The organism is Noviherbaspirillum sp. ST9 (genome assembly GCF_048799745.1).
In the GTDB taxonomy this organism is placed as follows: domain Bacteria; phylum Pseudomonadota; class Gammaproteobacteria; order Burkholderiales; family Burkholderiaceae_D; genus Noviherbaspirillum.
Genome location: NZ_JBLWFR010000010.1, coordinates 42,252 through 67,217, shown reverse-complemented (window position 1 = coordinate 67,217; position 24,966 = coordinate 42,252). Strand labels below are relative to the sequence as shown.

The 24,966-nt window shown below is 61.4% G+C and carries 23 protein-coding genes; 12 read left to right on the top strand and 11 right to left on the bottom strand.

The window, feature by feature from the left end:
• Positions 1-4: 4 nt before the first annotated feature.
• The 5 genes from ACNOHI_RS21620 to purB form a co-directional block, all read right to left on the bottom strand.
• On the bottom strand, positions 5-454 hold the full coding sequence (locus ACNOHI_RS21620; protein WP_420476777.1) for a MarR family winged helix-turn-helix transcriptional regulator: 450 nt from the start codon (positions 452-454) through the stop codon (positions 5-7).
• Between the two features lie 58 nt (positions 455-512).
• Entirely contained in the window at positions 513-1,079 is a 567-nt protein-coding gene (locus ACNOHI_RS21615; RefSeq protein WP_420476776.1) for a YceI family protein, read from the bottom strand.
• A 21-nt stretch (positions 1,080-1,100) separates the two neighbouring features.
• Positions 1,101-1,661, bottom strand: a complete 561-nt coding sequence (locus ACNOHI_RS21610; RefSeq protein WP_420476775.1) for a YceI family protein — start codon at positions 1,659-1,661, stop codon at positions 1,101-1,103.
• A 22-nt stretch (positions 1,662-1,683) separates the two neighbouring features.
• On the bottom strand, positions 1,684-2,208 hold the full coding sequence (locus tag ACNOHI_RS21605; RefSeq protein ID WP_420476774.1) for a cytochrome b: 525 nt from the start codon (positions 2,206-2,208) through the stop codon (positions 1,684-1,686).
• A 197-nt stretch (positions 2,209-2,405) separates the two neighbouring features.
• Complete coding sequence (gene purB, locus ACNOHI_RS21600) at positions 2,406-3,773, bottom strand: adenylosuccinate lyase (RefSeq protein WP_420476773.1); 1,368 nt, start codon at positions 3,771-3,773, stop codon at positions 2,406-2,408.
• A gap of 198 nt (positions 3,774-3,971) precedes the next feature.
• Between purB and ACNOHI_RS21595 the strand changes: the two genes are divergently transcribed.
• Positions 3,972-4,577 carry a glutathione S-transferase gene (locus ACNOHI_RS21595; protein WP_420476772.1) on the top strand — a complete coding sequence of 202 codons (606 nt, stop codon included), beginning with the start codon at positions 3,972-3,974 and terminating at the stop codon, positions 4,575-4,577.
• Between the two features lie 62 nt (positions 4,578-4,639).
• On the opposite strand, the gene bfr is transcribed toward ACNOHI_RS21595, so the two are convergent.
• The 3 genes from bfr to hemP form a co-directional block, all read right to left on the bottom strand.
• Complete coding sequence (bfr, locus tag ACNOHI_RS21590) at positions 4,640-5,110, bottom strand: bacterioferritin (RefSeq protein WP_420476771.1); 471 nt, start codon at positions 5,108-5,110, stop codon at positions 4,640-4,642.
• Positions 5,111-5,281: 171 nt separating this feature from the next.
• On the bottom strand, positions 5,282-5,506 hold the full coding sequence (locus tag ACNOHI_RS21585; protein ID WP_420476770.1) for a (2Fe-2S)-binding protein: 225 nt from the start codon (positions 5,504-5,506) through the stop codon (positions 5,282-5,284).
• A gap of 44 nt (positions 5,507-5,550) precedes the next feature.
• Complete coding sequence (gene hemP / locus ACNOHI_RS21580) at positions 5,551-5,727, bottom strand: hemin uptake protein HemP (RefSeq protein WP_420476884.1); 177 nt, start codon at positions 5,725-5,727, stop codon at positions 5,551-5,553.
• Between the two features lie 341 nt (positions 5,728-6,068).
• On the opposite strand from hemP, the gene pedF reads away from it, so the two are divergent.
• The 9 genes from pedF (at position 6,069) to ACNOHI_RS21535 (ending at position 17,448) form a co-directional block, all read left to right on the top strand.
• Entirely contained in the window at positions 6,069-6,536 is a 468-nt protein-coding gene (pedF, locus tag ACNOHI_RS21575) for a cytochrome c-550 PedF (protein WP_420476769.1), read from the top strand.
• A gap of 74 nt (positions 6,537-6,610) precedes the next feature.
• Positions 6,611-7,432, top strand: coding sequence for a substrate-binding periplasmic protein (locus ACNOHI_RS21570; RefSeq protein ID WP_420476768.1), 822 nt, complete (start codon positions 6,611-6,613; stop codon positions 7,430-7,432).
• Positions 7,429-9,495: a 4Fe-4S binding protein gene (locus ACNOHI_RS21565; protein ID WP_420476767.1), complete on the top strand. Its 2,067-nt coding sequence runs from the start codon at positions 7,429-7,431 to the stop codon at positions 9,493-9,495. Before ACNOHI_RS21570 ends, ACNOHI_RS21565 begins: the two co-directional genes overlap by 4 nt.
• Before the next feature lie 213 nt (positions 9,496-9,708).
• Positions 9,709-11,229: an aldehyde dehydrogenase gene (adh, locus tag ACNOHI_RS21560; protein WP_420476766.1), complete on the top strand. Its 1,521-nt coding sequence runs from the start codon at positions 9,709-9,711 to the stop codon at positions 11,227-11,229.
• Positions 11,230-11,402: 173 nt separating this feature from the next.
• The gene (locus tag ACNOHI_RS21555) at positions 11,403-11,798 is read left to right on the top strand and encodes a DUF779 domain-containing protein (protein ID WP_420476765.1); all 396 of its coding nucleotides are present in this window, start codon (positions 11,403-11,405) and stop codon (positions 11,796-11,798) included.
• A gap of 50 nt (positions 11,799-11,848) precedes the next feature.
• Positions 11,849-13,582 carry a PQQ-dependent methanol/ethanol family dehydrogenase gene (locus tag ACNOHI_RS21550; RefSeq protein WP_420476883.1) on the top strand — a complete coding sequence of 578 codons (1,734 nt, stop codon included), beginning with the start codon at positions 11,849-11,851 and terminating at the stop codon, positions 13,580-13,582.
• Between the two features lie 249 nt (positions 13,583-13,831).
• Complete coding sequence (locus ACNOHI_RS21545; protein ID WP_420476764.1) at positions 13,832-15,922, top strand: TonB-dependent receptor family protein; 2,091 nt, start codon at positions 13,832-13,834, stop codon at positions 15,920-15,922.
• 36 nt (positions 15,923-15,958) lie between these two features.
• Positions 15,959-16,891: a beta-propeller fold lactonase family protein gene (locus ACNOHI_RS21540; protein ID WP_420476763.1), complete on the top strand. Its 933-nt coding sequence runs from the start codon at positions 15,959-15,961 to the stop codon at positions 16,889-16,891.
• Positions 16,870-17,448, top strand: coding sequence for a cytochrome b (locus tag ACNOHI_RS21535; RefSeq protein ID WP_420476762.1), 579 nt, complete (start codon positions 16,870-16,872; stop codon positions 17,446-17,448). The genes ACNOHI_RS21540 and ACNOHI_RS21535 overlap by 22 nt, the downstream gene beginning before the upstream one ends.
• Before the next feature lie 177 nt (positions 17,449-17,625).
• Here ACNOHI_RS21535 and ACNOHI_RS21530 read toward each other — a convergent pair whose 3' ends face one another.
• From ACNOHI_RS21530 to ACNOHI_RS21520, 3 genes are all read right to left on the bottom strand, one after another.
• Entirely contained in the window at positions 17,626-19,500 is a 1,875-nt protein-coding gene (locus ACNOHI_RS21530; protein ID WP_420476882.1) for a sigma-54-dependent Fis family transcriptional regulator, read from the bottom strand.
• A 396-nt stretch (positions 19,501-19,896) separates the two neighbouring features.
• Positions 19,897-20,997, bottom strand: coding sequence for a tRNA 2-thiouridine(34) synthase MnmA (gene mnmA / locus ACNOHI_RS21525; protein ID WP_420476761.1), 1,101 nt, complete (start codon positions 20,995-20,997; stop codon positions 19,897-19,899).
• On the bottom strand, positions 20,990-21,475 hold the full coding sequence (locus tag ACNOHI_RS21520) for an NUDIX hydrolase (protein ID WP_420476760.1): 486 nt from the start codon (positions 21,473-21,475) through the stop codon (positions 20,990-20,992). The genes mnmA and ACNOHI_RS21520 overlap by 8 nt, the downstream gene beginning before the upstream one ends.
• A gap of 427 nt (positions 21,476-21,902) precedes the next feature.
• On the opposite strand from ACNOHI_RS21520, the gene ACNOHI_RS21515 reads away from it, so the two are divergent.
• Positions 21,903-23,492: a Re/Si-specific NAD(P)(+) transhydrogenase subunit alpha gene (locus tag ACNOHI_RS21515; RefSeq protein ID WP_420476759.1), complete on the top strand. Its 1,590-nt coding sequence runs from the start codon at positions 21,903-21,905 to the stop codon at positions 23,490-23,492.
• 14 nt (positions 23,493-23,506) lie between these two features.
• Positions 23,507-24,931 (top strand): Re/Si-specific NAD(P)(+) transhydrogenase subunit beta, encoded by a 1,425-nt coding sequence (gene pntB, locus ACNOHI_RS21510; protein ID WP_420476758.1) that lies wholly within the window; start codon positions 23,507-23,509, stop codon positions 24,929-24,931.
• Positions 24,932-24,966 lie beyond the last annotated feature (35 nt).

Sequence of the window (24,966 nt, the reverse complement as noted above, 5' to 3'; positions counted from 1 at the left end):
TTTTTTATTGCTTCATGCGTCGTGCAGCGTCGTCGAGATGCTGCTTGAGCTTGGACAGCTCCCGTTCAAGCGCGGCGAAATCCTCTTCCCCGTACGCCAGGAACGGTTCCTTGCACAGCGTGATCTGCGGCGGAAAGACGCGCTCGAATTCCTGCTCGCCTTTCGCGGTCAGCCGCACGATGGTGCTGCGCCTGTCGTTAGCGTCGGAAATCCTGCACACCAGCCCCTTCGCCTCCAGCCGGTCGACCACCCCGGTCAGCGTACCTTTGGTGATGAGCGTCTTCTCGCCCAGTTCCTTGAACGACATGCCCTCGGTATTGCCCAGCGTCGCAACAATGTCGAATTGCGGCGGCGTCAGGTCGAGGGTGCGAATGTGGGTCGAGGAGATGTGCTCGAACGTGTGGTAGCACTCGGCCAGCAGGCGGACGCTGCGCAGGTAACGTTCTCTCTTCATGATGGGCTCAAAAAAAAGCCGGCCTGGAAAGGGCCGGCTTGTGGGATCGGCTGGGCGATCAGTCCGCCTTCAGCGCTTCAACCTGGATCGCCAGCTTCACTTCCGGGGCGAAACGCGGCGTGCCATAGCTCAGGCCGAAGTCGGTACGCTTGAATTCCGCCGTCGCATCGGCGCCGCACACTTCACGCTTGAACATCGGGTGCTCGATGCACTTGAACTTGCCGATCGTCAGGCTGACCGGCTTGGTCACGCCGAGCATGGTCAGTTCGCCTTCCACCGATACCGGCTTGTCGCCGTCGAACTTCATCGACTTGCCCTTGTAGGTGATGGTCGGGAATTGCTCGACGTTGAACATGTCCTTGGACTTGGCATGCTCGTTCATCTTGGCATGACCGAAATCGATGGTGTTGGCGTCGATGGCGATGTCCATCGTGCCGGTCTTCGCTGCACGATCCAGTTTCACCACGCCACTGGTCTTGGTGAACTTGCCGCGCCAAACCGAGATGCCGAGGTGGTCGGCTTCGAAGCTCGGAAAGGTGTGGTTCGGTTCGATGTTGTAGGTCTGCGCGAAGGCGGAGCTGGCGCTGACGGCCAGGACGGCGGCGATGATGTGCTTGATCTGCATTGGTTATTCTCCCAGGGTTGTTTATTGCGTCGCGACGACGCGGAACTTGATGACGACTTCATCGGCGACCATGCTCGTGTCCTTCCACTCGCCTTCGCCGATGTTGAAAGCCAGCCGCTTGATCGGCAGCGCGCCTTCGAAAACCTGTGTTGCACCTTCCTGCTTCACGGTGAGAGGGAAGGCGACGTCGGACGTCTTGCCTTTGATGGTCAGCTTGCCGGAAACGTCGAGCTTGCCACCGGCGGCCGGCTTGAGCGCGCTGGAGACGAAGGTCGCCTTCGGGAATTGCGGGCCGTTGAACCAATCCTTCTTCTGCGCTTCCTTGTTGAACTCCGCATCGCCGAGGTCAAAGCTGGCGACGTCGATTTCCATCGCGGCCTTCGACGTTTCCGGCTTGGCGCTGTTGTAGTCGATCTGGGCGTTGAAGCGCTTGAACTTGCCTTCCACAGGCACGTTCATCTGCTTGAACACGGCGGAGACACTGCTCTTGGCCGGGTCGGACTTGAGCTGCGCGGCGAGCACCGGCAGCGCGACCGCCAGCGCGAGGACGGTGGTGTTGCGAAGGATGGCGTGGAGCTTCATGGTCGATTCCTTGCGTCGAAAATCAGGGCAACATGCGACGGAAAACGCCGTCGCGGTCGATAACGAGATGCTTGATGGCGGCGCCGACGTGGATCACGACACAGGTGAGCAGGGTCATGTTCAGCGCGTAATGGACTTGCTTGAGGATGGGCTTCCACTCCGCGTTGGCTTCGATCAGCACGGGCAGCGGGATGAGGCCGAGATAGACTACCGGAACACCGGCGGCCAGGCTGTAGAAATAGCCGGAAACCGGCACCGCGAAAATCAGGATATACAGCAGGCCATGCAGCGCGTGGGACGCCCGGACCTGCCACACCGGTATGGACGCCGGCAATGGGGGCGCCGCATGCGTGAGCCGCCACAGCATGCGAACGCAGGCGATGCCGAGCACGGTCACGCCCAGCCACTTGTGCCAGGAAAAGTACTTCAGCTTGGTCGGCGTGATGCCCGGGATGTCGACCATTACCAGACCGAGGCCGAAGGCGCACACGATCAGGAACGCGGTGACCCAGTGCAGGAGGATCGCCGGGAGCGTATAGCGGCGCATGTCGTTGCTATTTGTCAATTAGTTTTAATTAGGACGAATATCATATCAGCAAAAATGTATCAGTGTTGTCCGGAAAAACGACAGCACTACGGTCATACCGGATATGACGGTACGGATATGTAAACAGGCAGGGAGCGGCTTTTATTCCGCGTGCGGAAGGGAAGGGCGGAGCGCCGGTGGCGCTCCGCAAAGCAGGATCAGATCTCGCGAGCGAGCTTTTCAGCGCGGCCGGTGTAGCTGCCCGGCGTCATGGCCAGGAGCAGGTCCTTGGCATCCTGCGGGATGGCCAGGCCGTTCACGAACTCGCGCAGGGCTTCCTTCGAGATGCCTTTGCCGCGCGTGAGTTCCTTCAGCTGCTCGTACGGGTTCTCGATGCCGTAGCGGCGCATCACGGTCTGCACCGGCTCGGCCAGCACTTCCCAGGTCGCATCGAGGTCTTCCGCCAGGCGCGCCGGGTTGACTTCCAGCTTGTTCAGGCCGCGCAGGCAGCTGTCGTAAGCGAGGATCGCATAACCGAAGGCCACGCCGATGTTGCGCAACACGGTCGAGTCGGTCAGGTCGCGCTGCCAGCGGGAAACCGGCAGCTTCTCGGACAGGTGCTTCAGCACGGCGTTGGCCAGGCCCAGGTTGCCTTCCGAGTTTTCGAAGTCGATCGGGTTGACCTTGTGCGGCATCGTCGAGGAGCCGATTTCGCCGGCCTTGGTCTTCTGCTTGAAGTAACCGAGGGAGATGTAGCCCCAGATGTCGCGGTTCAGGTCGAGCAGGATGGTGTTGGCGCGCGCGACGGCGTCGAACAGTTCGGCCATGTAGTCGTGCGGCTCGATCTGGATGGTGTACGGATTGAAGGTCAGGCCGAGGCGCTGCTCGATCACGTTCTTCGAGAACGATTCCCAGTCGAAAGCGGGATAGGCGGACAGGTGGGCGTTGTAGTTGCCGACGGCGCCGTTCATCTTGCCGAGGATTTCGACGTCGGCGATGCGCTTCTCGGCGCGCTTCAGGCGGGCGACGACGTTGGCGATTTCCTTGCCAAGGGTGGTCGGGCTGGCCGGCTGGCCGTGCGTGCGCGACAGCATCGGCAGCGCCGCGTTGTCGTGTGCGATCTCGGTCAGGCGGGCGATCACGTTGCGCAGCGACGGCAGCAGCACATCGTTGCGCGCCGCCTTCAGCATCATGCCGTGGGAGGTGTTGTTGATGTCTTCCGAGGTGCAGGCGAAGTGGATGAACTCGGAGGCGGCCACCAGTTCCGGCACGTCCTTGACCTTTTCCTTGAGCCAGTATTCGACCGCTTTCACGTCATGGTTGGTGACGGCTTCGATCGCCTTGATGCGCTCGGCATCCGCTTCGCTGAATTCGTTGGCCAGCTTGTCCAGCAGGGCGCTTGCCGCCGGCGAGAACGGCTTGATCTCCGTGAAGCCGGCGTTGGACAGCGCCTGCAGCCAGGCGATCTCCACCTTCACGCGATGGTGCATGAAGCCTGCTTCGGAGAGCAGGGGACGCAGCTTGTCGGTTTTGGCGGCGTAGCGGCCATCCAACGGCGAGAGGGCGGAGAGAGCGGAAAGCGACATGATATGAAAATGCGGAGAATGAAAAGAAAACCTGCGCAAAGTGGGGCAAACCGTGCGCAAAACCAGGGGAATCCATCATTTTACCATCTGCGCCGCACGCGAAATCGCCTGCCTCGGGACATGCGCGCGGCGGCCGCCGCGCCTTATCGCGCGCTTCCTCAATGTTATAATCCAGACCAATTCTTACGATACGCTCCTATGAAACTCATCGGTTCTCTCGCCAGCCCGTATGTCCGCAAAGTCCGCGTCGTGATGGCGGAAAAGAAGCTCGACTATGAACTGGTCCAGGAAAACGTCTGGGCTCCCGACACCAAGATCATGCAGTACAACCCGCTCGGCAAGGTGCCGTGCCTGATCATGGAAGACGGCGGCGCCATGTTCGATTCGCGCGTGATCGTCGAATACCTCGATACGCTGACGCCGGTCGGCAAGCTGATTCCACCCAACGGCCGCGAGCGCGCGGAAGTCAAATGCTGGGAAGCGCTCGCCGACGGCGTGCTCGATGCCGGCGTGGCAATTCGCCTGGAGCGGCAGCGTCCGGAGGCACAGCAGAGCCCCGAGTGGATCAAGCGCCAGATGGACAAGGTCAACAATGGCCTGAAGGCGATGTCCGCCGGCCTGAAGGACACCGCGTTCTGTAGCGGCAACCATTACACGCTGGCCGATGTGTCCGTCGGCTGCGCACTCGGCTGGCTGTCGTTCCGCTTCCCGGAAATCGACTGGCGCGGGGATCATCCGAACCTCGGCAAGCTGTTCGACAAGCTGTCGGAAAGGCCATCGTTCAAGGACACCGTGCCGCAATAAGATTGCGCGCATCCAATGAAAAGGGCAGCCTCGGCTGCCCTTTTTTATTTCCGTGAGTACGATCAATCGTCCATCTGCGATTGCAGGTAATTCTGGATGCCGACCTTGTTGATCAGCTCCAGTTGCGTCTCGAGCCAATCGATATGTTCCTCGGTTTCCTCGAGGATGTCTTCCAGCAGGTCGCGCGACACGAAGTCGGCAGCGGCTTCACAGGCCTTGATGCCATCCCTTAAGGTCTGCTGCGCGCCTTGTTCCAGCTTGAGGTCGCATTCCAGCATTTCCTGCGCGTTTTCTCCGATCAGCAGCTTGTTCAGCGCCTGCAGGTTTGGCAGGCCTTCGAGCATGAGGATGCGGTCGATCAGACGGTCGGCATGCTTCATCTCCTCGATCGACTCCTCGTATTCCTTCTTGCCGATCTTCTTGAGGCCCCAATGCCGGTACATCCGCGCATGCAGGAAGTACTGGTTGATCGCGGTCAGTTCGTTGGTGAGCTGCGCATTCAGCAGCCGGATGATATTCGGATCGCCTTTCATGGAGCCCTCTGCAGTGGGGTGGGAGGAGGCGCGTGTTCGCGCCCTTGAGTATCGAAATGATAACGCACGCAGCCGGATTTGCCATGAAGGCCCTGCGTTTTGTTAGCGCGAATCATTCGCATCCGACGGGCGGATGCGTGGCGGAAAGGTGTGGAGGGGAGAGGGGAAAGCTCAGGCGGCGATTGCGGACTGGAACATCATCGACATCGCCGGTTGCGGCTCGCGCGCGCCATCTTCGAGGCATTCGCGCAGTACGGTCTTGGCGCAGGAGTGGCACTTGCCGCAGCAGGTGCCGACACCCAGTTCTTCACGCAGCTGCGGCATGGTCGTATGGCCCGCGTCGACAGCACGACGGATCTGGCGTTCGGAGACGTTGTTGCAGACACAGACGATCATGGCACTGCTTTCGTAAAGTTGATGGTGCGAACTGCGGTCGCCGCTCAAGCGGTCAGGATCAGTTTGTTCATCTGGGTCAGCCGCAAACGGTAGATCCGTCCCTGATGATCGATTTCGACTTCACGCTGCTGCTGGAAGAGATCTTCGCTCTTGAAGCGCGGCGTCCGCGATGCAGCCTGCGTGGCGGGACTGCCTTGCCGGCCGTCGTCCTCGTCCTTCATGTGCTGCATCGTTCCGGTCATTATTGATCCTTTTGTAAATACGAACAATTCTCATTTAGATTATTCACCATGACGTTAGGGAATGCAAGGTTTTTCGTGCGCATTGTGGCGTGTCACGCTTGTTTATTTGTCAAGTACTAAAAACAGGGGCGGACAGTTGCGCCAGCTTTTAACAGTGGTGTTTCAAATTGGATCAGGCGGTGCAGCACACCTGAAGCGTTCGGACACGGGGCTCAGGGCGAATACGTAAGACGCGCGCCTACGACGTGTGCAGATGGGCGATTGGCATGCTCTTTGCGCTTATGGGGAAACGCCATTTCTTAATAAGCCAAGGAGACAACATGAAAGCTTCATCCATCCGCACCGCCGCTTTGCTGCTCGCCCTTTCCTTCCAGGCGTCCGTCGTGTTCGCCCACGGAGACGTGACGCCGCAGGCCGTCGACACCAAATCGCTGCCGCAACTGGGCGAACAATGGCGCGACGAAAATCCTTTCCGGGGCAATGACGAGGCGGTCCGCATCGGCGGCTCAGCCTATACACAGAACTGCGCGCGCTGCCATGGCATCGAGGCGGTCTCCGGCGGCATTGCGCCCGACCTGCGCAAGCTCGACAAGGATTGCATGAACCAGAAGATCGAAACCAAGAAACAGGCCTGCATCAAGGACGTGGACCAGTACTTCCTGACGTCCGCGCGCCGTGGCAAGGTCCGCAACGGCGCCGTCTACATGCCGCCCTTCGAAGGCACGCTGAGCCAGGAAGCCATGTGGTCGATCCGCGCCTATCTCGATACGCGCCGTGAAGTGAAGTAACAACGACCGGACGGCGGCCCGGAGGCCGCCGCAGCCGCGCGACACGCATTCCCATAACGATAACGGAGACCGTCGTGACACTTATTCCATTCTTTCGGGCGGCGCTGCTGCTCGCATTCACGCTTGCCATCCCGTCCGCGCATGCGGATCTCGACAAGATCCGGCAGTCCGGCGTCCTCAAGGTCGCGGTGTACAAGGACATGCAACCCTTCTCCTCGCAGGAGGGCGGCATCGACGTCGACCTCGCCAGGGCAATGGCCGCCAAGCTCGGCGTGCAGGTGAGCCTGCTGCCCTTCGAGGCGGGCGAAAACCTCAACGACGACCTGCGCAACATGGTGTGGAAGGGGCATTACCTCGGCTACGGCCCTGCCGATGTCATGATGCATGTGCCCGTCGACAGGCAGCTCATGGCCGAGAACAAGCGCGTATCGATCTTTGCCCCGTACTACCGCGACCGCGTGCGCCTGGTGCGCGACGTGCGCAAGATTGCGTCGTGCGAATCGGTGGATTGCCTGGTGGGGAAAAAGGTCGGTGTCGAGAAGGTATCGATTGCCGCCATGCTCCTTTTGGGAGAACAGGACGGCAAGGTGCGTGACAGCGTGAAGATCTACGACACCGCAGCAGCCGCGCTCGCCGCATTCAAGGCCGGTGAACTCGACGCCGTGTTCGCCAATCAGTCCGAGATCGAAGGGGCCGTGAAAGGCGACACCAACTTCCCGCTCAGCGACCTGAACTTCGCACGGCTTCCGCGCCAGGGCTGGGTGATCGGCCTGGCCGTCAAGAAGGACAATGAGGAGCTGGCCAAGGCGCTGCAGGCGGCTGCCAACGAGCTGGAAACCTCCGGCGAATTGGCGAAGATTTTTGCGAAGCACGGAGTGACGCCGGCCAAGCCGTGAACGCATTCCGACGACTGATCGCCGGCCTGCTGCTGTGCATCCTGCTGCCATGCAGTGCCGGCGTCCTGACCCGAGAGGCGCTTGAAAAGTCCTACCCCGCCCCCTGGATGATCGGGCAGAAGGACGAGGCGTTGCCGGTCTGGCCCGTTTACAAGCAGAACGGCCCGGCAACGGACCTGGTCGGCTATCTCTTCGAGTCCATCGACTTCGTCTCGGTGCCGGGCTTCGCCGGCGTACCGGTCGACTTGCTCATCGCAATCGATCCGCAAGGCACCTTCCTTGACGTAAAGGTCTTGTCCCAGCATGAACCCGTGTTTCTGGACGGACTGGGTGAGGGGCCCTTGCACAAGTTCGTCAGCCAATACCAGGGGGTGTCGCTCAAGCAGAATGTCGTGATCGATTCGGCGACGAACAAGGACGGCACTAACGTGCACATCGACGGTGTGGCGAAGGCCACCGCATCCGTGCGCATCGTTAACCAGACCCTTCTGTCCGCGGCGCTCAAGGTGGCGCGCAAGAAGCTCGGGTTCTCCGCGGCGCAGGATCCTGACCGCATTGCGAAAGTGCGCCAGGATGTTCTGGAATCGATCAGATTCGCCGACTTGAAGGCGGAGGGACTGCTCCAATCGTTCCTGCTGCGCAATGTCGATGTGGAGAAGGCGTTCGAAGGGTCCGACGGCGCCGATCTGGACCCTGCAGCGTTACAGAGACCGAACGAAGTATTTGCGGATCTGGAAGTTGCCCTCGTGTCCGTGCCGTCGATTGGCCGCAGTCTTCTCGATGTGCAAAGCTGGTCGCGCCTCGCGTCCAGACTGGAAGAGGGCGATCACGCCCTGCTGGTGCGATGGCGCGGCAACTATGCCCCGATATCGGAACGCTTCATCGCCGGCACGCCGCCGGACCGATTCACCTTGATACAAGGCGGCCTGCCCATTGAAATGCGTGACCTCAATCTGGACCTTCGCCTGCAGGACGGCGCGCGGGATTCGATGAAGGTCTTCCGCGTCATTGCGCAAGCCGGACTTGATCCTTCGCAGCCGCTCGATCTTGCTCTGCACGTTACGCGGCTCAAGGGAATGATTTATCCGGAACGCTTTGTGCGGGATTTCCGCTTCGCCTATCGCTTGCCCGAGCGTTTTGTCACGATCCCTCCCAGCGAGGAAAAGTCGTGGATGCCGGCATGGAAGCAGCGCTGGCCGGAACTCGCCATCGTGGCAGCGGCGCTTGTGCTGCTCTTTGCCGCCTTGTCGAAGCCGGCCATCCTCGCCGCCGATGCGCGCCGCTTTGCCTGGTTCCGTGCGGGATTCCTGGCCTTCACGCTGCTCTTCATCGGCTGGTACGCGCAGGGCCAGCTGTCCATTGTCACGCTGACCGGCATCATCCACGCCGTGAAGGAGGGGGCCAGTCTTGCGTTCCTGATGTACGACCCGGTGTCCATCCTCATCTGGGCCGCCGTGGGACTGTCGCTTTTCGCGTGGGGACGCGGCACCTTCTGCGGATGGCTGTGTCCCTTCGGCGCGCTGCAGGAGCTCACGGGAAAACTCGGGCAGTGGGGGCGGCTTCCGCAAGTGCGGCTCCGCCAGCGGACCGATGCGCGCCTTCGGTTGGTGAAATATGGTGTGCTCGCTGTTCTTGTCTGCAGCGTATTCGTGTCGGAACGGGCGACCGGATTCCTCGTCGAAGTCGAGCCCTTCAAAACAGCAATCACGCTCGGCCTCCAGCGCCATTGGCCGTATGTCCTGTATGCGACGGCCCTGCTTGCCGCCAGCGCCGTCTGGTACAAGTTCTTCTGCCGCTATCTCTGTCCGCTGGGTGCCGGCCTTGCGCTGTTCGGCCGGGTGCGCCTGTTCGATTGGCTCCCGCGCCGGAACGAATGCGGCAAACCCTGCCAGACCTGCCGCCATCGCTGTGACTACTCCGCCATCCAACCCGACGGCGGCATCCGCTATGACGACTGCTTTCAGTGCATGGACTGCGTCGTCATCCATCAAAGCGACGAACGCTGCGCGCCATTAATCCTTGAGAAGAAGCGCCGCGTCGCCATTCCGGTCAAGGCTGCCTGATCATTTGCGGACAGCAACTGTGATGCAGAGTGTGACAGTGACATCACGACTGCTCAAAAACGTGACAGGTGTTTGTGTCTCCGAAGTCGAAATCCTTATGTTTTTACGGGTATTCAGGCTTTTCGACGCATGGCACGCCACTTGCGAAGTGTCATGTGTCCCGGCAAAGAACGCCGGATCACACAACTTCCACAATCACAATCGGAGGACGGCATGAATCTCGCAGACATCACCAAGCTCGGCATCAAGAATCCTTTCAAGCAGCGCTATGACAATTTCATCGGCGGCAAATTCGTTGCGCCGACCAAGGGTGAATACTTCCAGAACATCAGCCCGGTCATCGGCCAGGCCTTCTGCGAAGTGGCACGCTCCACCGAAGAAGATATCGACCTCGCCCTCGACGCGGCCCACGCCGCGAAGAAGGCATGGGGCAAGACATCCCCGACCGACCGCGCGAACATCCTGAACAAGATCGCCGATCGCATGGAAGCCAACCTGCAGCTGCTGGCGACCGCAGAAACTATCGACAACGGCAAGCCGATCCGCGAAACCATGGCCGCCGACATCCCGCTCGCCATCGACCACTTCCGCTACTTCGCCGGCTGCATCCGCGCACAGGAAGGTTCCATCGCGCCGATCGACTCCGAAACCTACGCCTACCACTTCCATGAGCCGCTGGGCGTCGTCGGCCAGATCATCCCCTGGAACTTCCCGATCCTGATGGCCGTGTGGAAGCTGGCCCCGGCACTGGCCGCAGGCAACTGCGTGGTCCTCAAGCCCGCCGAGCAAACCCCGGCATCGATCATGGTCCTGATGGAACTGATCGGCGACCTGCTGCCGCCTGGCGTGATCAACGTCGTCAACGGCTTCGGCCTCGAGGCAGGCAAGCCGCTCGCCACCAGCAAGCGCATCGCCAAGATCGCCTTCACCGGCGAAACCGGCACCGGCCGCCTGATCATGCAATACGCCGCGCAGAACATCATTCCCGTCACGCTGGAACTCGGCGGCAAGTCGCCCAACATCTTCTTCGCGGACGTGATGGAAGCGGACGACGACTACTTCGACAAGTGCCTGGAAGGTTTCGCGATGTTTGCGCTGAACCAGGGCGAAGTGTGTACCTGCCCGTCGCGCGTGCTGGTGCAAGAATCGATCTACGACAAGTTCATGGAGCGCGCCGTCAAGCGCGTGGCCGCGATCAAGCAGGGCAGCCCGCTCGACAGCAGCACCATGATCGGCGCCCAGGCTTCGCAGGAACAGATGGAAAAGATCCTGTCCTACCTCGACATCGGCCGCCAGGAAGGCGCGAAGGTGCTGATCGGTGGCGAGCGCAACAACCTCGGCGGCGATCTCTCCACCGGCTTCTATGTCAAGCCGACCATCTTCGCCGGCCACAACAAGATGCGCATCTTCCAGGAAGAAATCTTCGGCCCGGTCGTGTCGGTGACGACCTTCAAGGATGAAGACGAAGCGCTCTCCATCGCCAACGACACGCTGTACGGCCTCGGCGCCGGCGTGTGGACGCGCGACGGCTCCCGTGCCTTCCGCATGGGCCGCAACATCCAGGCCGGCCGCGTGTGGACCAACTGCTACCACCTGTATCCGGCGCACGCCGCATTCGGTGGCTACAAGCAGTCGGGCATCGGCCGCGAAACCCACAAGATGATGCTCGAGCACTACCAGCAGACCAAGAACCTCCTGGTCAGCTACAGCCCCAAGGCACTCGGCTTCTTCTAGAGCGGATTGCCTGTCAGTGAAAGGGGGCCATCTCGTGCCTGCGATGCTCACCGTACTCACGTACGGTTGCGCTTCTCGACACGACCTGACTTCCCTTGCACTGACATTCAAACCGCTCAGATCGAAGTAAAGCGGCGGTGCATCCGCACCGCCGCAGAAACAAAGGAACAGACATGGCATACACGCTTCCACCACGAGTGGTCGCCACCGAGGCCGCGACGGAACTGATCGATACCCTCACGCAGCGTTACGGTCCGCTGATGTTTTTCCAGTCCGGCGGCTGCTGCGACGGCAGCTCGCCGATGTGTTACCCGATGGGCGATTTCAGTATCAGTGCGACCGACGTCTGGCTCGGGGCGCTGCACGGTGCGCCGTTCTACATCGGACGCGACCAGTTCGAGTACTGGCAGCACACGCAATTGATCATTGATGTGGTGGACGGCATGGGCGGCATGTTCTCGCTGGAGAACGGCACCGGAAAGCGTTTCCTGACACGCTCACGCCTGTTCACCGACGAGGAATGCGACCAGCTTGCGCGGCACGCCGCGCGGGAGTCGGCAAAAGCCTGACCGCAACCATTCATTCAAGAAAAAACGGAGGAGCAATGAAAACCAACCTGATGAGGCTGTCGCTGCTGGCAGCCATGGCCGGTGCTGCCGGCGCGCATGCGGCGGGCGTCACCGACGCCATGATCGAAGCCGATGCCAAGTCCACCAACGACGTGCTGTCCTGGGGCATGGGCCAGCAGGGCCAGCGCTTTTCCCCGCTGACGCAGATCAACAGCAAGACGGTGTCGAAGCTGGTGCCGGCGTGGTCGTTCTCCTTCGGCGGCGAAAAGCAGCGCGGCCAGGAGTCGCAGCCGCTGATCCACGAAGGACGCATGTTCGTCACCGCATCGTATTCGCGCATCTATGCGCTGGACGCGAAGACGGGCGAAAAGCTCTGGAAGTATGAACACCGCCTGCCCGACGCCATCATGCCTTGCTGCGACGTGGTGAACCGCGGCGCCGCGCTGTTTGAAAACCTGGTCATCTACGCCACGCTCGACGCGCAACTGGTCGCCCTCGACCAGAAGACCGGCGACGTAGTGTGGAAGGAAAAGATCGACGACTATGCCGCCGGCTATTCCAACACCGCCGCACCGCTGATTGCCAAAGGTCTGCTCCTGACGGGTGTGTCGGGCGGCGAGTTCGGTATCGTCGGCCGCATCGAGGCACGCGATCCACGCACCGGCCAACTGGTATGGACGCGCCCGACGGTCGAAGGCCACATGGGCTACAAGTACGACACCGAGGGCAAGGCGCACGAAAACGGCATCTCCGGTACGACCAACAAGACCTGGCCGGGCGAGCTGTGGAAGACCGGCGGCGCCGCGACATGGCTCGGTGGCACCTACGATCCGACGACGGGTCTCGCCTATTTTGGCACGGGCAATCCGGCTCCCTGGAACAGCCACCTGCGTCCCGGCGACAACCTTTACTCGGCTTCGACCGTGGCCGTCGATGTGACGACCGGCCAGATCAAGTGGCATTACCAGACCACGCCGAACGATGGCTGGGATTTTGACGGCGTCAACGAGTTCGTCACCTTCGACCAGGGCGGCAAGCGCCTCGGCGGCAAGGCTGACCGCAACGGCTTCTTCTATGTGATCGATGCGAAGAACGGCAAGCTGGAAAATGCCTTCCCCTTCGTCAAGAAGATCACCTGGGCGACCAGCATCGACCTGAAGACCGGCCGTCCCAACTACACGCCGAAGGGCCGCCCGGGCGACCCGACCAAGGGCGCGGACGGCAAGAAGGGTGAAACCATCTTCTCCGCACCGTCCTTCCTCGGCGGCAAGAACCAGATGCCAATGGCCTACAGCCCGAAGACCGGCCTGTTCTACGTGCCGGCCAATGAATGGGGCATGGATATCTGGAATGAGCCGATCAGCTACAAGAAGGGCGCGGCCTATCTCGGCGCCGGCTTCACCATCAAGCCGCTGAACGAGGACTACATCGGCGTGCTGCGCGCGATCGATCCGAAGAGCGGCAAGATCGTGTGGGAAGCAAAGAACAACGCGCCCTTGTGGGGTGGCGTGATGTCCACCGCCGGCGACCTGGTGTTCTATGGCACGCCTGAAGGCTTCCTGAAGGCGATGGATGCCAAGACCGGCAAGGAACTGTGGAAGTTCCAGACCGGGTCGGGCGTGGTGGCACCTCCGGTCACGTGGCAGGAGAACGGCGTGCAATACGTCGCCGTGGTCTCCGGCTGGGGCGGCGCGGTACCACTGTGGGGCGGTGAAGTCGCCAAGCGCGTGAACTTCCTCGAGCAGGGCGGTTCCGTGTGGGTCTTCAAACTCTCTTCGATCTAATCTGATGTCTCCTCATTCTCACTAACCTGTACGCCTCCTGTCCTGTACCCGGTGAGATGTGTTGGCCGGCGGTGAAAACCGCCGGCCTTTTTTATTGCGCCACGCTGTCCCTCGCTGGAGCGTCACAAAACGCAACAATGATGTTGCTAAATGCAGCAATTTGGGCGCGTGGCATAGTCAGGATCAGTGGCACGCTACTTGCAGAACCGAAAGCAAGGGCATCAACGACCACTCCACTCGAGGCACACCATGCATAAACCGATTTTCATCCGCCGCACGATCGCCGCCGCGATATCGGCGAATTCGCTCCTGATGCTTTGTCACGATGCCTTCGCGCAGCAGGAAAAACAGCTCGATCCCGTCGTCGTCTCGGCGAACCGTACGGAGCAGAAGCGCTTCGATGCAGCGGCCTCCATCGACGCCGTCCAGGTCGATCCGCTGAATACCCCTTCGCCCTTGGTCAACATGTCGGAGCTGTTGAATTCCGCACCCGGCATCCAGATTCGCGACCGGCAGAACTTCGCGCAAGACCTCCAGCTCTCGGTGCGCGGTTTCGGTACGCGTTCAACCTTCGGCGTGCGCGGCGTGCGTATCCTGATCGACGGCATTCCCGCCACCATGCCGGACGGGCAGGGGCAGGCAGCGACGGCAACGCTGCAATCGGCTCGCCGCATCGAAGTCCTGCGCGGCCCGCTGGCGCAGCTTTACGGTAATGCCGCTGGCGGCGTCGTCAACGTTTTCACCGCCGATCCGCCGCTGTCGCCGGAGGCGTCATATGCCAGCGCTTCGCTTGGAGCAGGCAGCTACGGGCAGCGTCAGCTCGGCTTCACGGTAGCCAGGGGCGCCGATGATTTCGGCGGCTTGCTGGACGTATCCCACTTCCGTACCGACGGCTATCGCGACCACAGTGCCGCGGAACGCACGCAGCTCAACGGCAAGTTGAAGTGGCGGCCATCCTCATCGACAACGGTCACCGGTCTGGTCAATCTCTTTGATCAGCCGCTGTCGCAGGATCCGCTCGGGTTGACGCACGCGCAGTTCGAGCAGAATCCCCGCCAGGTCGCGCCGGTGGCGCTGACCTTCGACACGCGCAAGACCATCGAGCAGCGCCAGGGAGGGCTGGTGGTCGAACACAAGGTCGACAGCAGCAATACGATCAATGCACGTGCCTATGCCGGTGTGCGCAAGGTGATGCAGACGCTGTCGTTCACCGGCGCTGCAGCGAATTCCGCGGGCGGTGTGGTGGATCTCGACAACGATTTCTACGGCGTCGGCGTGAACTGGACGCATGCGACCAGGTTGAACGGCATGCCGGTCAATTGGACGGTCGGCGTCGAAGCGGATGAAGTGGAACAGCTGCGTCGCGGCTTCGTCAACAACAATGGTACGGCAGGCGCAGTGCGGCGTGACGAAACGGACACCGCGCGCAATGTGGATGTGTTCGGACAGGTCGACTGGATGTTTGCGCCGCAGTGGAAGGCAACCGCCGGCCTGCGCGCCAGCCGCGTGCGGCTCTCGGTGGACGATCGCCACATCACTGCGGCGAGCCCGAATGACAGTGGCAGCGTGGAATACCACAACACGAGCCCGGTCCTCGGCCTCGTCTGGTTCGCCAATGAGGACCTGAATATCTACGGCAATCTCGGCCGCGGCTTTGAAACGCCGACAATCAACGAGTCCGCCTACCGTGCCGGCGGTACCGGCCCCAACCTCGGCCTGCAGCCCTCGCGCAGCCTGCAGGGAGAGATCGGCATGAAGTGGAAGCACGGCGGCCACACGCTGGATCTCGCGCTGTTCAATGCCCGCAGCCGCGACGAGATCGCGCAGCTGACGACGGAGAATGGACGTTCGATCTTCCAGAACGTCGACAAGGTCGAACGCCGCGGTGTCGAAGCGAGCTGGCGGATGACGGCGGGAGCGTTCGCGACACAACTTGCCTACACGCTGCTGGACGCACGTTTCCGCGAGCCGTTCACGACCGGCACGGGCGCCGTGGTGGCAGCGGGCAATCGCCTGCCTGGCGCTCCCCGGCACAGCCTGTTCGCACAAGTCGAGTACCGCGCCGCGCCGGGACTGACCACGGCGGTGGAAATGCGCACCGAGAGCAAGATCTACGCAGACGATCTGAACAGCGACGCTGCGCCCGGCTATGCCGTGTTCAACTTGCGCGCCGGTCAGGAGTTCAAAACCGGTGCGGCGAAATGGTACCTCTTCGCACGCCTGGACAACATCTTCGACCGCAATTACGCCGGTTCCGTGATCGTCAACGACGGCAACCGGCGCTTCTTCGAACCCGCGGCCGGCCGGCGTCTGTTCGTCGGCTTGCGTGCGGCCCTGTAGCACGTCGCTTCGCCTCATAACAAACAAGGAGACAAGATGAAACCCTTATTTCTCGCAGCCCTGATGGGCGCCGGAACGGCCTGGGCTTCGCCCTATGCGTATGTGCCGAATGAAAAATCCGGCACCGTGTCCGTGATCGACGTGGAAACCGACAGCGTCGTCGCCTCCATCGAGACCGGGGGACGTCCGCGTGGCATTGTCGTTGGCCACGGCGGAAAATCGCTCTACGTGAGCGACGAGTCCACCAATTCCCTCCTGGTGGTCGACCTCGTACAGCGCAAGGTCGCCGAGCGCGTCAAATTGCAGGAGTCGCCGGAAGGCGTGGGCATTTCACCGAAGGGCGATTGGGTCGCGGTTGCCAGCGAAGTCAGCAACAGCATCAACTTCGTGTCCCCGTCCACGCACAAGATCGTCTTCAACGTGACGACCAAGGGCAAGAACCCGGAACACGCCAACTTCAGTCCCGACGGCAAATGGGTGTACGTCAGCGCGGAAGACGCGGACATGGTCGACATCGTCAATGTCGAACAGCGCAAGCAGGTGAACGCGGTCAAGGTCGGCATGCGTCCGCGCGGCATCGGCTTCCTTCCCGACGGCAGCCGTGCCTATGTCGCATCCGAGATCGCCGGTACGGTCTATGCAATCGACACGAAGACGCAGAAGGTGATTGCGAGCATCCCCTCGGGCAATTTCTCCAACGGCGTCACCGTCCATCCCGACGGCAGCACGGTCTATGTCACCAACGGCAAGGATGCGACGGTAAGCGTGATCGATGTCGCCGAGAACAAGGTGACGGCGAAAGTCCCGGTGGGCAAGCGCCCCTGGAATATGGCGATCACGCCTGATGGCAAGAAGCTCTACGTCGCCAACGGCCGGTCCGGCTCCGTCTCGGTGATCGACACCGCGGCACGCCAGGTCATCAAGGAAATCACTGTGGGAGAACTGCCATGGGGCGTAGTCATTCAATAAGCCTGGACGCGCTGGCGTCACGCGGGGAGGCTGCAAAACCGGCACGCTATTCCATGCCGGCGATCGTGCTGCACTGGGCAGTGGCCGTCCTGCTCGTCGCGCAGGTCACGGTCGGCCTGTACATGGTCGAGCTGCCCAAGAAGACACCCGAGGTGGCGTACTTCTACGGGCTGCACAAGTCCTTTGGATTGATTGCGTTGATGCTGATTGCGGTGCGGCTGTGGTGGCGTCTGCGAACGCAGCCGCCGGCCGCGCTCCATTCCTCGGCGATGCAGGAAAGGGCGGCGGCGATGGTTCACCGGCTGCTGTATGCGTGCATGGTGATGATCCCGCTGTCGGGGTTCATCGGATCAAACTTTGGGAAATATCCGGTGAAGTTCTTTGGCTACGCGTTGCCACAGCTGGGGTGGGAAAATCCGGCAGTGCAGGCCTTCTTCAGAGTCACGCACGCGGCGTTTGTGTGGTTGCTGTGCGTGCTCGTGGCGGTGCACTTGCTGGCAGTGGTGCTGCATTTGGCGACGTCGGGGGTGGCATCACTGAGGCGCATGCTGCCGTGATGGTTGAATGCGGGCAGGGAGGAATGAATACTCATCTCTCTCCCCCCGTCATCCCCGCGAAGGCGGGGATCCATGCTGAGGTTGCATCGATGACCTCACTATGGGTTTCCGCCTTCGCGGGAACGACGGGGAAGAGGAGGGGGGAGTGGCAAAGACTGCGCCCGCGCTCGAAATGACTCAGCCAATCTTCCTGTAAATCGTATTCCGCGAAATCCCCAGCGCCCTTGCAGCCGCTGACACATTCCCGCCATGCGCCTGCAAGGCCTTCTGGATCATGTTGAGCTCCACATCTTCCAGCGTCGCATTCGCCGGCACGGTATCGACAGCGACCGGCGCCTCGTCCCTGCTGCTCATGTTCTTCACATCATCGAGGAAGTCATCCGGCAGATGTTCCATGCGGATCTCTCCATCGTCCCCGGTCATGACCATCGCCGTGCGCAGCAGGTTGGTCAACTGCCGGAAATTGCCCGGCCAGTTGTGCTGCTTGAACATCTGCATGACTTCCGGCGCGACGGTATAGCGCGTGCCCTTGCCTTCGCATGAAAGCAGCTTGTTCACCACAATTTCGAAGTCGCTGCGTTCACGCAGCGGCGGAAGCTTCACAACCAGGCCGTTGAGGCGGTAGTAGAGGTCTTCGCGGAATTCTCCCTTGGCGATCATGTCGCGCAGGTTGCGGTGCGTGGCGCAGATCACGTTCACGTTGACCGGGATCGACTTGGCGCTGCCGAGCGGCGTCACCATGCGCTCTTGCAGCACGCGCAGCAGGCGTGCCTGCAGGTTCAGCGGCATGTCGCCGATTTCGTCGAGGAAGAGGGTGCCGCCATTGGCCTGCAGGATGCGGCCGATGCTGCCCTTTTTGCGCGCGCCGGTAAAGGCGCCGTCTTCGTAACCGAAGAGTTCGGATTCGATCAGGGTTTCCGGGATCGATGCGCAGTTGACGGCGACGAAGGGGCTGCCCGCGCGCGGGGAATCGTTATGGATCGCTTGTGCCAGCAGTTCCTTGCCGGTGCCGGTTTCCCCGTTGATCAGGATGGGAATGTCTTTGCCGTTGACCTTGCTGACCTTGGTAATGAGGGCCGCGACCTGCGGGTCGCCGGTGTTGAGGTACCGCAGGCTGGACAGCCGATGGTTTGCCTCGCTGTCGGGCGCCGGCCGGGGCGACGGTGCAATATCTGCGCCGCAGATCATGCTGTTGGAGAGGCGCACCGACGCGCGCGCATAGACGCGCACGCCGCTGGGCAGGCACATGTGCAGCAGTTCCGGGGTGGCCGTGCGGTAGTGGTCGAAGAGGGCGGAGACGCCCAGTCCGAAGAGTGAATTCAGGGTGTGCGTGCTCAACGCGTTCGGCGCCAGGCCGAGCTGGAACATCGCGCTGCGATTGGCCGCAATGAAACGGCCGCCCGGCGTGAAAGAGACGATGCCTTCCATCAGCGTGCCGATGAATTCCGGCCGGCTGTGGAAATGCAGGGTGATGCCATCCTGGTAGGCAGCGGCAAACAGCTGGTTCTCGATCATCTGCGCCGACATGCGCACCAGGGCCATGGTGTGTCGGTGGAAGCTGTTGCAGTCGCCGGTGACGTCCAGCACGCCGATCACCGCACCGCGCGGATCGAAGATGGGCGCGGCGGAGCAGGTGAGGATGTGGTTGGCGTGCAGGTAATGCTCGTTGGCATGCACCAGCGTCGGCGTGCCTTCGACGATGGCGGTGCCGATCGCATTGGTGCCGCGCCGCTGTTCCGACCACGCGACGCCGGGGGTCAGCGCGACGCGGTTGGCCTTCTCCAGGAAATCGTCATCCCCGAGCGTATGCATGATGACGCCCTGCGCATCGGTCAGGATGACCATGTTGTGCGTGTTGACGATCTGCTCGTACAGCGTCTCCATCACCGGGAGCGCGTACTTGTGCAGCGCCTGGTTCTGCTCGATGACGAGCGAGAGGTCGGTCCGGTTGAGCGGGGCGAAGTCGGGGTTGTCGGCGGTGGCGAGGCCGTAGGCGGCCGAGCGCTGGCGGGATTTTTCTACCATGGTCCCGCGCTCGTCAGCATGAAGCATGCCAAATTGCAAAGCGCCGGGCGCAACGCCCGTGCCGGCTGCAGCCGGGAAGTCTGCTTTTCCGTGTACCACCGTCGTCTCCTTTGCGGCAAGTTATCTGGTTTGCTCGCAGGGCTGTGTCATTTTGTGACACCTGTGTCGTTCTGGGGCAGAGCGACTGTGTCACAGGACCGCAATCCGCACGCTTTTGTAGTTGTTCGCGGATGTGACCCATCATACCCCGTTTGACTCGTGCGGCGATGCTTCTTGCACACGGTTTACTTGGGGAACAGCACTGTCCTGTTTATATTTGTGGAGCAATCCGCGTGCAAAAGTCGTTCCTTCCCTTGCGAAGGAAACGACTTTTGTGACGCAAGGATAGTTGTGGAGGGAAAGCGGAGGAGTGTGCGCTAACTGTTACATATTGGCGTCGATGATTCCGCCCCCCAGGCACACTTCGCCGTCGTACAGCACGGCGGATTGGCCTGGCGTCACCGCCCACTGCGCATCGGGGAAAGCGAGGGAGAAACGGTCAGCGCCGTCAGCCGTGAACGCGCAGGGAACATCCGCCTGGCGGTAGCGCGTTTTTGCCGAGAGCGAGGCCAGGGACGGCGGTTCGCCGGCAATCCAGCTTGCCTGCCCCGCCGCAAGCGACGAGGACAGCAGCCAGGGGTGGTCATGTCCTTGCACCACGTACAAGGTATTGTTTTCCACATCCTTCTTTGCCACGTACCAGGCGTCGCTGTTGCCATCGGCGTTCTGGTAGGACTTCATTCCGCCGAGGCCGATGCCCTTGCGCTGGCCGAGGGTGTAGAAGCTGAGGCCGACATGCTCGCCCACCGTCTTGCCGTCCGGCGTCTTCATCGGGCCGGGCTGGTAGGACAGGTAGCGGTTCAGGAATTCGCGGAAAGGGCGCTCGCCGATGAAGCAAATGCCCGTCGAATCCTTCTTCTTCGCGTTGGGCAGGCCGATCTTCTCGGCGATGACACGCACTTCCGTCTTCGGGATTTCCCCGAGTGGAAACAGCGTCTTCGACAGCTGGGCCTGGTTCAGGCGATGGAGGAAGTAGCTCTGGTCCTTGGTATGGTCCAGCGCCTTCAGCAGTTCGAACTTCCCGGTTGCCGCCTGGCGCACGCGGGCATAGTGGCCGGTCGCGATCAGGTCCGCGCCCAGCTTCATCGCATGGTCGAGGAAGGCCTTGAACTTGATTTCGGCATTGCACAGCACGTCCGGGTTCGGCGTGCGGCCGGCCTGGTATTCGCGCAGGAATTCGGCGAAGACGCGGTCCTTGTATTCGGCGGCGAAGTTCACCGCCTCGATGTCCACGCCGACCACGTCGGCCACGCTCGCCGCGTCGATCCAGTCCTGGCGCGTGGAGCAGTATTCGGAATCGTCGTCGTCTTCCCAGTTCTTCATGAACAGGCCGATGACTTCGTAGCCCTGTTCCTTCAACAGCCATGCCGACACGGAGGAGTCCACGCCGCCCGACATGCCAATGACAACCCGCTTCTTAGACATTCACTGCACCGATGACACTGGGATGGGTATAGATCACCGACAGCGGCATGCGCCGGCCGGCAAGGTAATCGTCGATGCACTGGAGCACGAGGGGGCTGCGGTGCTTTTCCTGGCAGGCGAGCAGTTCGTCGCGCGTCATCCAGATGGCACGCAAAATGCCTTCGTCGAGCTCGCGGTCTTGCTGGGCGCCAAGATTGCCGCAGAAAGCGAAGCGCAGGTAGGTCACTTCCTTCAAGGTGCGGGACGAAACGTAGCGCGACATGTAGACGCCAACCAGTGCGGTCGGGGTGAATTCGTAGGCAGCTTCCTCAAGCGTTTCGCGCGCGACAGCTTCTGCCAGCGATTCGTTCGGGTCGAGATGCCCTGCCGGCTGGTTGAAACGGATGCCGTCGCTGGTCTCTTCCTCGACCAGCAAGAAACGGCCGTCGCGCTCGATGATGGCCGCGACAGTCACTGAGGGTTTCCAGACTTCTGACATATGTTTCCTTGAAGAGGCCGCCATTGTACCGCGCATGGCAACCGCTAGCGAAAAGACGAATGATCGGCTGCCGGAGGGAAAAAATCTTGATTTCGCACAACTCTTGCTAAGCGTAATCTTCGTTCCATCTCAAAAAGCCGCTACATTTATTTTTCGTCATTTTGCTAACTGGAATGATGCCGAAAAGCGGAGGATTGAGGGTGTTTAGAGTGCCGCGTCGAGAAGAAACAAAAAAGAACGGTTGTGCTAATTTTTCTTTTGCGTGTAAGATCGGTGTAAGAATACCAACGAGCGACAATCGCGCGCGGCTGGCCGTTATGCGGCTGCGGGATGGTTTGTTGCCAAAAATGAATCAGGAATGGGGCAGGTGAGGCTGTCCCGTGAGCTGTCCAACCCAATCTACAACCATAAGCAAGGGGAACAACGTATGCCTCTAATGATAGGAGTACCACGGGAAGTCTTCCCGGGCGAAAAGCGCGTCGCGACGGTGCCCGATGTGGTCGAAAAGCTCATCAAGGTGGGTTTTTCGGTCCAGGTCGAAACCGGCGCGGGCGATGCCGCCAATTTCAGCGATGACACCTATCGCGCCGCCGGCGCTGGCATCGTCGACAATGCAGCTCAATTGTGGGCCGGGTCTGACATCGTCTTCAAGGTCCGCCCGCCGAGCCCCGAGGAAGTCGGCCTGATGCGCGAAGGCGGCACGCTGATTTCCTTCATCTGGCCGGCACAGAACCCGGACCTGATGAAACAGCTCGCGGCCAAAAAGGCGACCGTGCTGGCCATCGACTCGCTGCCGCGCACGCTGAGCCGCGCACAGAAGATGGATGCGTTGACGTCCCAAGCCGGTGTCGCCGGTTATCGCGCAGTCATCGAGGCGGCGAATGCCTTCGGCCGCTTCTTCAATGGCCAGGTGACGGCCGCCGGCAAGATTCCGCCGGCCAAGGTCTTCATTGCCGGCGCAGGGGTGGCCGGTTTGGCGGCCATCGGCACCGCAGCAGGACTAGGTGCGATCGTGCGCGCCAACGACACACGCGCCGAAGTGGCTGACCAGGTCGTGTCGCTGGGCGGCGAATTCGTCAAGGTCGATTACGAGGAAGAAGGCTCCGGCGGTGGCGGCTATGCCAAGGTCATGAGTGAAGGCTTCCAGCAGGCCCAGCGCGAGATGTACGCGAAGCAGGCCAGGGAAGTGGACGTCATCATCACGACCGCCCTGATTCCGGGCAAGCCGGCCCCCAAGCTGATCACCGCCGAGATGGTGAAGAGCATGAAGCCGGGCAGCGTCATCGTCGACATGGCGGCCGAGCAGGGCGGCAACTGCGAACTGACCGAACCCGGCCAGTCCGTCGTGAAGCATGGCGTGACCATCGTCGGCTATACCGATCTTGTCAGCCGCCTGTCCAAGCAGTCGTCGACGCTGTATTCGACCAACCTGCTGCGCCTGACCGAGGAACTGTGCAAGACCAAGGACGGCGTCATCAACGTCAACATGGAAGACGACGCCATCCGCGGCCTGACGGTCGTCAAGGACGGTGAAGTCACCTGGCCGGCGCCGGCGCCCAAGCTGCCGGCGGCACCGCCCAAACCCGCAGCCAAGCCAGCGGTTGCTGCGCCGGCGAAGGGACACGGCCATGGCGGAGGCGGAGCGCCGGCTTCCGGCACAAAGACCGCAATCCTGTTCGGCGTCGCGGCCGCGGTGTTCTGGGTCATCGGTGCTTATGCCCCGGCGGCCTTCCTCGGCCACTTCACGGTCTTCGTGCTGGCGTGTTTCGTCGGCTACATGGTCGTGTGGAACGTGACGCCGTCGCTGCATACGCCGCTCATGAGCGTGACGAACGCGATCTCGAGCATCATCGCCATCGGCGCATTGGTGCAGATCGCGCCGCCGCTCTCCGCAGGCATCGAGCGCCCGGGTGACCTGATCCGCTGGCTGGCTGTTGCCGGCATCGTGCTCACCACGATCAACATGTTCGGCGGATTCGCCGTGACCCGCCGCATGCTGGCGATGTTCCGCAAATAAGGGAGGCGATAATAATGTCAGAAAGTCTCACAATCGTCGCCTACATCGGTGCGACCATCCTCTTCATCCTGAGCCTGGGCGGGCTGTCGCATCCTGAGTCGGCGCGCCGCGGCAACCTCTACGGCATGATCGGTATGGGAATTGCCGTGCTGGCCACCATTTTCGGGCCGCATGTGACCACGATCGGCATCCCGTGGATCATCGGGGCGATGGTCGTTGGCGGCGCGATCGGCCTGTACGCCGCACGCGTCGTGCAGATGACGCAGATGCCGGAACTGGTTGCCTTGATGCACAGCCTGGTCGGTCTCGCGGCAACACTGGTCGGTTACGCAAGCTACATCGATCCGGCGGCTTCGGCCAACTTCTCCGGCGCCGAAAAGGCGATCCATGAAGTGGAAATCTACATCGGCATCCTGATCGGCGCGGTGACCTTCTCCGGTTCGATCATCGCCTTCGGCAAGCTGTCCGGGCGTATCGGCGGCAAACCGCTGCTGCTCCCGGCGCGTCACTTCCTCAATCTTGCCGGCCTGCTGATCGTCATTTACTTCGGCGCACAGTTCCTGAAGGCGCATTCGGTCAACGAGGGCATGACCCCCTTGATCGTGATGACCGTGATCGCCCTGCTGTTCGGCATTCACATGGTGATGGCGATCGGCGGCGCGGATATGCCGGTGGTGGTGTCCATGCTCAACAGCTACTCGGGCTGGGCGGCGGCGGCAACCGGCTTCATGCTGTCGAACGACCTGCTGATCGTGACCGGCGCACTGGTGGGTTCGAGCGGTGCGATCCTCTCGTACATCATGTGCCGCGCGATGAACCGCAACTTCATCAGCGTGATCGCGGGTGGCTTCGGTTCCGAAGGCGGCAAGCCGGCGGCAGCCGGTGGCGGTTCCACGGAACCGCAAGGCGAAGTCGTTCCGGTGTCCGCACTGGAAACCGGCGAACTGCTGCGCGAAGCCAAGAACGTGATCATCGTTCCGGGCTACGGCATGGCGGTGGCGCAGGCACAGCACACGGTGTATGAAATCACCAAGCACCTGCGTGAAAAGGGCGTCAACGTACGCTTCGGCATCCACCCGGTTGCGGGCCGCATGCCGGGTCACATGAACGTGCTGTTGGCGGAAGCCAAGGTGCCGTACGACATCGTGATGGAAATGGACGAGATCAACGATGACTTCGGTGACACCGACGTCGCCATGGTCATCGGCGCCAACGACATCGTGAACCCGGCGGCGATGGAAGACCCGACCAGCCCGATCGCCGGCATGCCGGTGCTCGAAGTCTGGAAGGCGAAGACCTCCATCGTCATGAAGCGCAGCATGGCGTCCGGCTATGCGGGCGTGGACAATCCGCTGTTCTACAAGGACAACAACCGCATGCTGTTCGGTGATGCAAAGAAGATGCTGGACGAAGTGCTGGTGGCGTTGAAGACGGCCTGATTGGAAGGCACGCAGGAAGGAAAAAGCCGCGCATT